Annotated in this window: 6 protein-coding genes; 5 read left to right on the forward strand and 1 reads right to left on the reverse strand. The window is 48.9% G+C overall.

Annotation, left to right across the window (positions count from 1 at the left end; genetic code table 11):
- Nucleotides 1–346: 346 nt before the first annotated feature.
- On the forward strand, nt 347–1,327 hold the full coding sequence (locus Q0Y54_RS08360) for a diaminopimelate dehydrogenase (protein ID WP_297966259.1): 981 nt from the start codon (nt 347–349) through the stop codon (nt 1,325–1,327).
- 273 nt (nt 1,328–1,600) lie between these two features.
- Here the strand turns inward: Q0Y54_RS08360 and Q0Y54_RS08365 are convergent, their stop codons facing one another.
- Nucleotides 1,601–5,695: an autotransporter outer membrane beta-barrel domain-containing protein gene (locus Q0Y54_RS08365; RefSeq protein ID WP_297966261.1), complete on the reverse strand. Its 4,095-nt coding sequence runs from the start codon at nt 5,693–5,695 to the stop codon at nt 1,601–1,603.
- A 412-nt stretch (nt 5,696–6,107) separates the two neighbouring features.
- Between Q0Y54_RS08365 and Q0Y54_RS08370 the strand changes: the two genes are divergently transcribed.
- Genes Q0Y54_RS08370 through Q0Y54_RS08385 form a run of 4 tightly spaced genes read left to right on the forward strand, consistent with a single transcriptional unit; the run spans nt 6,108 to nt 11,781 of the window.
- Nucleotides 6,108–7,490: a cytochrome ubiquinol oxidase subunit I gene (locus Q0Y54_RS08370; RefSeq protein WP_297966263.1), complete on the forward strand. Its 1,383-nt coding sequence runs from the start codon at nt 6,108–6,110 to the stop codon at nt 7,488–7,490.
- The gene (gene cydB, locus Q0Y54_RS08375) at nt 7,490–8,500 is read left to right on the forward strand and encodes a cytochrome d ubiquinol oxidase subunit II (protein ID WP_297966270.1); all 1,011 of its coding nucleotides are present in this window, start codon (nt 7,490–7,492) and stop codon (nt 8,498–8,500) included. Before Q0Y54_RS08370 ends, cydB begins: the two co-directional genes overlap by 1 nt.
- Nucleotides 8,490–10,082, forward strand: coding sequence for an ABC transporter ATP-binding protein/permease (locus Q0Y54_RS08380; RefSeq protein WP_297966265.1), 1,593 nt, complete (start codon nt 8,490–8,492; stop codon nt 10,080–10,082). The genes cydB and Q0Y54_RS08380 overlap by 11 nt, the downstream gene beginning before the upstream one ends.
- Nucleotides 10,075–11,781: an amino acid ABC transporter ATP-binding/permease protein gene (locus Q0Y54_RS08385; RefSeq protein ID WP_297966267.1), complete on the forward strand. Its 1,707-nt coding sequence runs from the start codon at nt 10,075–10,077 to the stop codon at nt 11,779–11,781. The genes Q0Y54_RS08380 and Q0Y54_RS08385 overlap by 8 nt, the downstream gene beginning before the upstream one ends.
- Nucleotides 11,782–11,835: the final 54 nt, after the last annotated feature.

The following is an 11,835-nucleotide window of genomic DNA, read 5'->3' on the forward strand; positions in this document are numbered from 1 at the left end:
ACTGAAGGTGGTTTCGTTCATAATGGTGCCGTCAAGGCATGTGGTTTACTATGAAATCTTAGCGAAGCAAATCCAAAGGATGCAGATGAGCTGTAGATTTCGTTGTAAGGGCCTGGTGCAAAATATCATTTCGCACGGAGTTTACTACAAACACTTAGTGAGCACAAGCCTACGGTGCAGTGGAAGCTCAGTGTTCGTGTAAAGGCCTGGTGCAAAATATCATTTCGCACGGAGTTTACCAACATTGGGCAATAAATATACTGTGTATACATAATATAACTATTGCGTTATAAATATGGAAAGTGGTATACTTAGCATGCATAGAATTTTAATGAGGTGATTTCACATGAAAATTGGTATTTATGGTTATGGCAATCTGGGCCGTGGTATTGAGTGTGCCGTAAAAAACAGCGGAGATATGGAGCTGGTTGCGGTATTTACCCGTCGCGATCCCTCCACTGTTAAAATTCAGACCCCAGGCGTCACTGTGGCATCCGCCAAGGATGTGGACCAATTTGCCGATAAAATCGATGTAATGATTATTTGCGGGGGCAGTGCCACCGATCTGCCGGAAATGACCCCGGCCCTGGCAAAGCATTTTAACGTTATTGACAGCTTTGATACCCATGCCCGCATTCCTGAGCATTTTGCCAATGTAGATGCCGCAGCCAAGGCCAACGGCCACATTGCCCTTATTTCTGCCGGCTGGGATCCGGGTATGTTCTCCCTGAACCGGCTGTATGCCAACGCTATTTTGCCCAATGGTAACGACTACACCTTCTGGGGCAAGGGCGTCAGCCAGGGACATTCCGATGCTATCCGCCGGGTAAAGGGCGTGAAGAACGGCAAGCAGTATACCATTCCCGTTGAAAGTGCCCTGGCTTCGGTACGCGCCGGTGAAAACCCTGACCTTACCACCCGGCAGAAGCACACCCGGGAGTGCTTCGTGGTAGCTGAGGAGGGTGCAGATAAGGCAGCCATTGAAAAGGAAATCAAGGAAATGCCCAATTACTTCTCCGACTATGATACCACTGTACATTTCATTTCCGAGGAAGAGCTGCAGAAAAATCACAGCGGTATTCCCCACGGCGGCTTTGTATTCCGCACCGGTACCACCGGCTGGAACAACGAGCATAAGCACGTCATCGAATACAGCCTGAAGCTGGACTCCAATCCTGAATTCACTGCCTCAGTAATCGTGGCCTATGCCCGGGCCATCAACCGCCTCCATCAGGAGGGTGCCAAAGGCTGCAAAACCGTGTTCGATATTGCCCCTGCCTACCTGAGCCCCCTCTCCGGCGAGGAACTGAGAGCCCACATGCTTTAATTTGCTGACTGCCTCCTATTTGTAATCGGGAGGCCGTTTCCTATCTAAATAATAGGTGGAATAATGCCGCCCATTTTAATGAAAATATTAAATGCCAATTTATCTTGTAGGCAAATTGGTTTTCAACAAAAAGGCCGAACCTTTATCCCTATGGATATGGGTTCGGCTTTTTAAATTCCGCATGTAAAAAGGACTGGCAACTTACCATCATGAAACGGCATTGGTTTTCCAGTCCTTAATCTGACTTTATGTCCTAATTATTTCATTGCAATTCTAGAACTTCCACAGTAAGCTCAGATTAGCTCCGATACCCTGAGTTTTACCCACGCTACCAGTTATGCCAATACCACATTCAAACTTGTCGTTTGGCTCATTCTTTATACCCAGCTCCAAATAGCCGGTACTTCCCTTCATGCTTGGGGATGGAGTGCTGGCACCGTCAATGGTACAGGTGTTGTCCGCACTGAACTCGTACTGCCATGCAATACCAGTGTACAAAGTAGTCTCTTTGCTTACCTTGTAATTGTATCTGGTACCCAGCTTGATACGGTTAGAATTTGTAGCACCAAAATGCATAGCGTATTCCCGACCATTGGCGTGCATAGTAGTATCATAGCCAAAGGTATGGGTCAAGAAATACTTACCATAGAAATCAAGACTGGACTGCTCATCCAGCTGGACAATCTTGCCAAGGCCGGCATGTAAGCCAAAATACTTGGTGGAGGAATCATACTTGCCACCAGTCCTGCTGTCGGCCTCATAATCGGAAAACAGCTTACCAAACCGCAAACTGCCCTCATAGTACAAGCCATCATTGTTGGTTTGCTTAGCCATCAGGCCCAAGCCATAGTAATGGGTACTACCGGAAGCATGGTAGCCACTATCCAAATAGGAGTCATAGTTAGCCCGGCCATATTCGAATACCGGACCAAGAAGCAGCTTACCACTGTCATTCTTAACTTCCTTGGCAAAGCCTACACTGATGCCCCAACCCTTGGTATCCACGTGAGAACCAGAATTTAATCGCTGGGAAGAGCCACCAGTAGTGGCAAATGGAGCCATTCCACTGTCAGCAGCCCCTTGAGCACTTACAGCATCAGCTGCACACCCCATGGCCTGATCAGCAATCGTATCGGCACCGGAATTAACCAAGTTTACAGCTGCTGCGGCAGTCTCTGGCATTGACTTGGATTTCTCAGTCACATTGCCACCCCGAATGAAATCACTGTCATTAGGGGAATTGGTAATAGTGGCTATCAAAGCCGTGCTATCGCTGTTAAGTCCAATTTTACTATCAAATTCTACATAATCCGACTCGGCCACTTTACCGGTGGTGGCGGAAAAATTCTCTATGCCCTTTTCATTGGCAATAAGATTGACCACATCATCCGTTTTCAGCTTAGTATTACCCTTATCAACGCCCACCTTTACTTCCTTAACACTGGCTAAATCCGTTGCATCAACGCCGTCAATAATGGTCAGTAATGTACTGCCATTTTCCGCATCGGCTGGCACGTAAAAGTTCATAAAGCTGAAATTATTGACGGCCCTGGCAGTACTGTTCATACCATAGACATTTAATAAGTTGCCGGTAGTAACATCCGCCGTTTCGCTGCCAGAATAACCACCTATTAAAGAAATAACATGACTGCTATGAATATTTACGGTATTATCGATGGCATTACCATTAAAGGAATAACCTCCCTGAACCTCATTTAGTATCGTACTACCATTTATAATGCTAACCACATTTCCTGAAGCTGTACCATTAGATGAAGAACCACCTCTGATAAAGCTGTCTAAGGTACTATTATCTACGATTACGCTATTATTAGTGGCAGTTTCTGCTTCTCCGCCATATAATCTATCGCTAATATTATATTCAGTGGCTGTTGTTGTTTTACTGTTAATAATTTTTACAGTATTGCCGATGGCCCTCTTTTCACCTATGCCACCATATACAGGAACAGCGAGCTCACTATCCTTAATTGTTACAATATTATCACTGGCATCAGCATCATAGCTTCTGCCACCGTCTATATGAGGAGAAGCCCCATTGTAAAATGTACATCCAGAAATATTTACTGTATTTCCACTGGCATTTCCTTTTTTAAATGAATACCCACCGTATACCTCAGAGCTTGTTACATTGCTATTTGTGATATTAACGATGTTATTTAAAGCATCACCTTCATAAGTGTAACCGCCATATATCTGTGAGCTTACCTGACTATCGCTAATTTCTACAACATTATTGGACGCCTGACCAGCTCCAGTTGTACCGCCGTCGACTCCACCACGAATCGTACTATCAACAATATTGACAACATTATCTGTAACATCGCCACCAGTTAAGCGTCCATTGCTACCATCCTTCAGTATTTCCTGGTACCAAGACTGTCCACCAGTAATTGAACCAACTGTACTTTTATTAACGGTTACAGTATTTCCGGTGGCATTGCCAACCTTACTATTAATGACATCATCATATTCAGCAGTATTGGCTCTTATTCCTGAATAACCACCTACAACTTCAGATACATCACTACTAGTAACATTTACAACATTCTTTGAAGTATTCCCATAAGAATATCCGCCATATGTTGTTAGTGGAACACTACTACCATTTTCAATATTTACAGTGTTCTCTACCGCCTCTTTGGTAGTCTTCGCTCCAGCCAATTCACCAGCGATATATGCATTATTCACCACTATGGTAGCCTTGTTCAAGGTAACAGTATTTCCTTGAGCCATATTTCCCATACCGCCAAATAAATTCTGAGTTGTCAACTTGGAATTCTTTACAGTTAAAGAGTTATCATCTACCGTCGAGGCACTGGCTCCATATACATTACCAACCAACGTGGTGGAATCTATTATGGTTACAGCATTATTATTTGCCACGTCCTCACCACTGCGGCTCTTCACCAATCCGCCATAAACAGATTTACCCAATGTACTTTTGGTGATATTTACCACGTTATTGGACACACTGGCCTTGCTGTTGCCGCCGGAAATACCGCCATATACCTCGGCAGCAAAATAATTACTGTCCTTTATATTTACCGTATTGCCATTGGCATCACCGCCGGCGGTACGACCAGTTACGCCATTACCATCCACCTCATAATACCAGGAGGCTCCGCCCTTAACATCTTCACTGACGATGCCCTTGGTAATGTTTACAGTATTATTATTGGCCGTGCCAAGAATTTTTGATTTTATATACTTATCAAAATTATCTGAAGCGATTTCCTTTCCGGAATAGCCACCGGTTACGGTCTGTACGTCACTATTGGAAACATTGATGATATTTTTGGTGCTGTTCCCGCTGGTGGAACCACCGCCAAAGGCATACGCAAACACAATGCTGTTTTCAATACTTACGTTATTCTCTGTGGCATTTCTATCGGAATATTCCGCCCATGCACCAGCCACCTCCACTGGCGGACCAGCCTCAATGTTTCCTACATTGCTACTGGTAATAGTTACCTTGTTACCGGAAACATTGGCCCCACGCCCACCAAACACCTTGGAACTGGATAGTTTCGAATCCGTTATGGTTATGGAGTTATTGGTGACGGAATTTGTATTATCTTTGTTGGCCACACCACCCATTATATCGTGACCAATCTCACTGTCTTTTTCAATAGTTACGGCATTATCCGATACCGCGCCCCGGTTGGACCAGCCCCCCAAAATGGTGCTTCTGTGAAATAACACACCATCATCGCTGTCATTCACTTCCAATGTGGATTTGCTGATTTTCACTGAGTTCCCAATCGCATTGGAGTCTGCCATGCCGCCGCCAACCACAAAACTTGAGAATTTGGAATTCTCCATTACTATGGAATTTCCCTCTGCGGTATTGTCCGCACTGTATTCCTTTACAAATCCAGCATGCAGATCGGCACTTCCCCGGCTGTTTTTAACCGTAATGGTATTGCCGCTGACCTTTCCCTTATCACAGATATAGCCACCGTAAATCCCTTTTTCACCGGTATTCTTCAGTTCGCTACCAATAACGTTGACCTGATTATCCGCCGCATTTCCATGAAAAGAATATCCAGCATAGACATCGTTCTTGGTCTTACTATCCGAGATATTTACCGTGTTTTTGTTAGCATCTCCCGCTTTAGAGCCAGCACCGTAAACTTCACCGTTCATAACGCTGTCATTTTTAATATTAACAACATTATCAGCGGCAATTCCAGTGTCCAGCAACTCAGCATAAACAACCTCCTCTACGGTCTCATTATCAATAGTAACCGTATTGGCTGCACTACACGTATCGAAATTGCCCAAAGTAAGTACACCAATGGACAACATACTCAATACGACTGCAGTTTTTAACTTCCTTGTTGTCATTACAAGTTTTACCTCCCCCAAATTATGTCTTCACTCATCCCGTAATTAAGACTTTTTTACTAGTTTATTGTAAATCAAACAAAAAGAGGTGTCAATTAGTTTATATTATTCACATTTATACAATAATTATGACGTATACTTTCCATTGGTATATATGAAAGTTGCCAGCAAATTAGCACATACATACATTATTTTTTATATCTTAGCCCCCTCTCCGGCGAGGAACTGAGAGCCCACATGCTTTAAATTTTTTAACCAAACAATCCTTGGGAGCTGTGAAACATCACAGCTCCTTTTTTATATACTTTAAAATTTATTATGTATACATTTAAAATAATGCCAACATGTGATAGTATTCTATATAGATAAATATTTCGTTCATATGACTGCATTGTGTGAAAGGAGTGGTTTTATGGATATAGTATTACTTTCCCGTTGGCAATTTGCCATCACTACTATCTATCATTTCCTGTTTGTTCCCGTGACCCTGGGACTCACCTTGTTCCTGGCCCTGCTGGAAACCTGCTATGTTACCACCAGGCGGGCCCATTGGAAGGAGCCCTGCAAAAAGCTGATAAAGTTCTTCGGGGCTATCTTTCTGGTAAATTTTGCCATGGGGGTAGTAACCGGTATCGTGCAGGAATTCCACTTCGGTATGAACTGGTCCGAATATTCCCGCTTTATGGGGGATATCTTCGGGGCACCTCTGGCCCTGGAGGCCCTTACGGCCTTCTTCCTGGAATCCACCTTCATAGGCATTTGGGTATTTGGCTGGGACAAGCTGCCGGAGAAGCTCCACTGTGCCTGTATCTGGCTGGTGGCCATTGGCAGCAACCTGTCGGCCTTCTGGATATTGGTGGCCAATTCCTTTATGCAGCATCCGGTGGGCTACGCCATCGAGAACGGTCGGGCTGTAATGACCGATTTTGCGGCCCTGGTTACCAATCCATATGTAATGGGGGAAATGAGCCACACCCTATTTTCCGGTATTGCTACCGCAGGCTTTGTTCTGCTGATTATCTGCAGCTGGAAATACGCTACTGATGACGCCTCCCGGAAGGTATTTCTCCAAGGGCTGAAGGCCACCTCCATTTATCTGATAGTGGGTATAATGGGGGCCATGGGCACAGGCCACATGCACACCCAATATTTGGCCCAGGCCCAGCCAATGAAGCTGTCCAGCATGGAGGCCCTGTGGGAAACTGAGGATCCGGCTCCCTTTGCCGTGGTGGCGGACATAAATCAGGAAAAGCGGCAAAATGACAGTGAAATAACTATTCCGGCAATGTTTTCCTTTATGCTATACAACAAGCCGGAGGGAGCGGTCCAGGGTATAAATCAATTGCAGGCCGCTGCCGAGCAGCAATACGGTGCCGGCAACTACATTCCCGATGTAATGGGACTCTTCTGGTGCTTCCGCCTGATGATCGCCTGCGGCAGTGCCATCGCCGGTCTGGCCTTTCTGATTGGTGGGCTGGCATGGGTAAAGCAGGATTGGCTATTCAAATTCAGATATTTCCTGGCCCTTACCCCCCTTCTGCTGCCTCTGCCATTTTTGGCCAACTCAGCAGGCTGGTTTATCGCCGAGGCCGGACGCCAGCCGTGGATTGTTGTCGGCCTGCAGAAAACTGCCGATGCCGTATCGCCAAATCTGACCACTGGCGAGGTATTCATCACCATGACCGGCTTTACCCTTGTATACCTTATTTTGGCTATAATCGCGTTCTACGTTATTTGCCGTATTATCAGCCAAACCACCATTGAAACCGTCAATAATGAAGGGAGGGCTTTATGATGGATTATAACGTACTGTGGTTTATCCTCATTGGGGTACTCTTTACGGGCTTCTTCTTTCTGGAGGGCTTTGACTACGGCGTGGGTATGCTCATGCCCTTCCTGACCAAGCAGGAGGCGGAACGCAGCCAAATCCTGGCCACCATTGCCCCGGTATGGGATGGAAATGAGGTCTGGATGATTACGGCCGGCGGTGCCATGTTCGCGGCCTTCCCTCACGTATACGCCACCATGTTCAGCAGCTTCTACATGGCCCTCTTTTTAATGCTGATTGCCCTTATTCTGCGGGGAGCGGCCTTTGAGCTGCGCCACTGCCATGAGTCGCTGGTCTGGCAGCAGGGCTGGGACAAGGCCATATGCTTTGGTTCAGCTGTGCCGGCCTTCCTGTGGGGTGTAGCCATGACCGACCTGCTGGTGGGCCTCCCTATTGGGCAAAACATGGTTTATCAGGGTACATTCTTTGACCTGCTGAGCCCCTATTCCATTCTTGGCGGCCTCATGACCCTGTGTCTCTTTGCCTTCCATGGAGCAAATTTTTTGGCCCTGAAGCTGGACAATGAACCCCTTTGTGCCACTGTCCGGCGCACGGGCCTGCGTGCCTGCCTTGGTGCCTTTATTCTGGCGGTAATCCTCATAATCGCGCCAATCACCAAGGGCCTGCTGTCATTCCACTCCCTGGAAATCGTGTTGTTCGTTCTGGCGGCGGTCCTTTTATTGGCCAGTGCCCTGGACCTGCTGCACCACCGTGAGAAGCGGGCCTTTGTCGCCACCGGCGGAAGCATCATTCTGCTGACGGCCGGCTTCTTCCTGACCATGTTCCCTCGGCTTATGGTGTCCAGCCTAAATCCGGACTGGAGCCTGACCATTACCAATGCCGCCTCCTCTGAATACACCCTGTCCATAATGACCGTGGCCGCCCTGTGTCTCGTCCTGGTAGTACTGATTTACCAGGGCTGGACCTATTGGACCTTTAGACATCGCATTACAATTGATACACATCATGAATATTAAAGCCTTTCCTGTCCCGAAGCAGGCACTTATAGCCCCGTGCCTGCTTCAGCTGTTAATTTCATTCTGTATTCTGGGTACAGCCTGGCAGCTGAGCCAGGTGGTTTGTGATGTGTTCATTAATCAGGATTATCATCATACAGCAGTCTCCCTGGGACTGCTGTTATTTTTCTTGCTGGTAAAGGCCCTGCTCACCTTTTTCCTGAACAAGGCACTCCATAACAGCTCCCGGCAGCTTCAAATAACCCTTCGTCAACGCCTGCATCAGGGGGCAGGTCACCAGTCTATCCCCGGTCATCGCCTGCAAATTCTTGCCCTGGACAGCGTCGGGACCATGGACAAGCTATTCACCCTTATTGCGCCGCCCCTTCTGTCCATCAGCCTGTCATTGCCAATAATTCTCATGACCGTACTATATCTCGACCCCTGGTCAGCTCTTATAATGATGGTCACCCTGCCCATCGCCCCCCTCCTCCTATGGCTTATCGGTCAAATGACCAGGCGTGCCACATTGGAGCAGTGGAAGCAGCTGGAGGAGCTGACCTTTGCCTTTAAGGATACCCTGGCAGGTATGGTCAGTCTGAAAATATTCCGGCAGGAAAACCAGCAAAAGTCCCATTTAGCAGCCCTAGGCCACCTGTTTTCCCGGGCCTCCCTTAAGGTATTGCGCCTGGCCTTTATCTCCAGCTTTGCCCTGGAGCTTATTACGACCCTGACCATTGCTATTCTGGCCGTTGCTATCGGCTTTAGACTGCTATATGGCGAAATGGACTTTCAGAGGGCCTTCTGCCTGTTACTCCTGCTGCCGGAATTTTATCAGCCCCTGCGGCAGAGCGGCATGGTGTTTCACGGGATTATTGATGTACGGACTGCCTGGGCCCAGCTCCAGCAGGTAGTGGACCAGCATGGGCAAGCCGGAACAGAGCAGCATGATACCCTGCGCCTGCCGCCCAAAATCCTCCTCAGCAATATTTCCTTTACCTATCCCGGTGCCCCACTGCCCACCTTGGACAAGCTGTCCCTGGCGTTTCCGGCCGGCAGCATCACCTGCCTGTACGGCACCAGCGGTATGGGCAAATCCACCCTGCTGAAGCTTGTGGCCGGCTTGCTCACCCCACAGACGGGCCATATCTTCCTGGAGGATAAGGACCTGGGCAAAATTGTCCCGGACAGCAGGCACAAGCTTATTACTTATATTCCTCAATCCCCCCATGTATTTCAAGGGTCACTGGCAGATAATATCTGTCTATTTGCCACAACTGCGTATACAGAGGAAATGCGTCGTAAAATAACCCATATTATTAACGCCGTGGGGCTTCATTTATCGTCCAATACCCCGTTGGGAGCCGGTGGACAGGGGCTTTCCCACGGAGAGCGGCAACGCCTGGGCCTGGCCCGGGCCCTTTACCAAAACCGCCCGGTGGTCCTGTTGGACGAGCCCACTGCCGGTCTGGAGGCCGAGGAGGAGCAGGAGCTGTTACAGCTGCTCAGCCGGTTTGCCAAGGGGAAAACCATTATCGTAATTTCCCATCACCAGACCCTTCGGCAATGGGCCGATACAGCTATCGAGGTGCACCATGAATAATCTTGCTGTAATACACAAACTCATCTGCATGGCCGGCATGGCCAATATACTGGTCATGATAACCATTGGGTTCCTGGCGGGGCTTACGGGCATCGGTCTTATGGGGGCTGCCGCCTGGATTATCAGCTATGCCGCCCTACAACCGCCCCTGTATGCCCTGACCATCGGTATAACCTGTGTGCGGTTCTTTGGCCTGAGCCGGGCGGCGGCCCGCTATCTTATGCGTCTTTTCTCCCACAAAATTGCCTTTAAAGCCTATGAACAGCTGCAATTGCGGATTTATGATACCGTATGCCAAAAATTGCCCTTATCCACCGGTATTACCCGCCAAAGCCTTTATCTCCAGCAGCTCAGTCAGGATGCCGTGACCCTGCGGGATATGTATATACGCTGTCTGCTGCCCGTGGCCGACACGGCTCTTCTGACTCTGTGCCTGACCCTGTGCCTCCAATCGGTTTCCCCCATGGCCGCCTGTCTGCTGTGGTTTCTCTTTGGTATACATCTGCTTATCCCAGCCCTTATGACCAGGGACGCCAATGAATTCGCCGCTGAAGCCGATTACCGGGACAAATTGCTGGACCTTGCCCAGGGCCATGAAGAGCTGGCCGCCTCCGGCTCAGTGCAGAATTTTCTGACCAGCCTTGACCAGGCAGCAGCCGCCTACGGCAGTTCATATCGCCGCCTGCAGCTGCGCCAGGACCAAATCGATGCGCTTCTGGCCCTGGTTCGCCACCTTGCCTTCATCCTGTATATTGGTCTGCTGATCAACGCCGTAGAGCTGCACCTGATAGTCCCCCGCTGGTTAGCCGTGTGGTGCCTGGTGGCCCTGGGCCTGTTCAGCGAATTCAGGGAGCTGGCCCAGGCCGCTGCTCTCCTACCTAAAGGCCGGGAAGCCGCCCAGCGCGTATTTATTGCCGAAGCTGCTGCTCCCCAGGAGGAACCACCGATGCCATATATGGCCAAGTCGGAAGAGCAGTCTACGGTGCAGACCTTGCTGCAGGGCGAAGCAATAACCTTTACCTATAACGAAAGTGGGCCAATATCAGAGACTTCTGCCCCACCGTTAGTCTCTACCCACTTGCCTAGTATGCCGGTATTTACCCCTCTTTCCTTTTCCCTACCATCCCGGGGGATGCTGGCCATTCGGGGCGACAGCGGCAGCGGAAAAACCACCCTGGCCCAGCTTTTACTGAAATTCTGGCCCGTAACCACCGGTAAATTGCAGCTTATGGGGGTCGACTACCCCCAATGGCCTGCCGCTGAGCTGCGTAAATATTTTTCGGCCGCTCTGCAGCCCTGTCATATCTTTGCGGAATCCATCAAAGACAATTTTACCCGTCTTCACCCCCATATTACTGAGGAAAAAATCTGGTCCGCATTGGAAATTGCCCAACTGGCCGATACAGTTCGCCGTTTTCCCCGGCAGCTGGAGGAACCATTGGGGGAAAATGGCCAACGCCTGTCCGGCGGACAACGAAATCGCTTGCTGACCGCTTTGGCCGTGGCCAGTGACGCACCGTGTCTGATTTTGGACGAGCCCACCGATGGACTGGACAAACAAACTGCGGCCATGCTGCTGGACAGCCTCATAAGCCACACAAGCCAAGCCCATAAGGCCCTGCTGATTATTACCCATGATGAAGAGGTCGCCAGCCGGCTGCCACAGGCAATCTGCCTGACCCCACCACCTGTTCCCTAAAATCAGGACCACCCGTCAAACGGGTGGTTTGCTCTAGGGCTATAAGCCCTTGTT

It is taken from the genome of uncultured Anaerovibrio sp. (assembly GCF_947302755.1).
In the GTDB taxonomy this organism is placed as follows: Bacteria; Bacillota; Negativicutes; order Selenomonadales; family Selenomonadaceae; genus Anaerovibrio.

Excerpts from the sequence above, each read along its gene's own strand:
- cydB (WP_297966270.1), top strand. The coding sequence starts at position 7,490 with ATGGATTATAACGTACTGTGGTTTATCCTCATTGGGGTACTCTTTACG.
- Q0Y54_RS08360 (WP_297966259.1), top strand. The coding sequence starts at position 347 with ATGAAAATTGGTATTTATGGTTATGGCAATCTGGGCCGTGGTATTGAG.
- Q0Y54_RS08385 (WP_297966267.1), top strand. The coding sequence starts at position 10,075 with ATGAATAATCTTGCTGTAATACACAAACTCATCTGCATGGCCGGCATG.
- Q0Y54_RS08370 (WP_297966263.1), top strand. The coding sequence starts at position 6,108 with ATGGATATAGTATTACTTTCCCGTTGGCAATTTGCCATCACTACTATC.
- Q0Y54_RS08365 (WP_297966261.1), bottom strand. The coding sequence starts at position 5,695 with ATGACAACAAGGAAGTTAAAAACTGCAGTCGTATTGAGTATGTTGTCC.
- Q0Y54_RS08380 (WP_297966265.1), top strand. The coding sequence starts at position 8,490 with ATGAATATTAAAGCCTTTCCTGTCCCGAAGCAGGCACTTATAGCCCCG.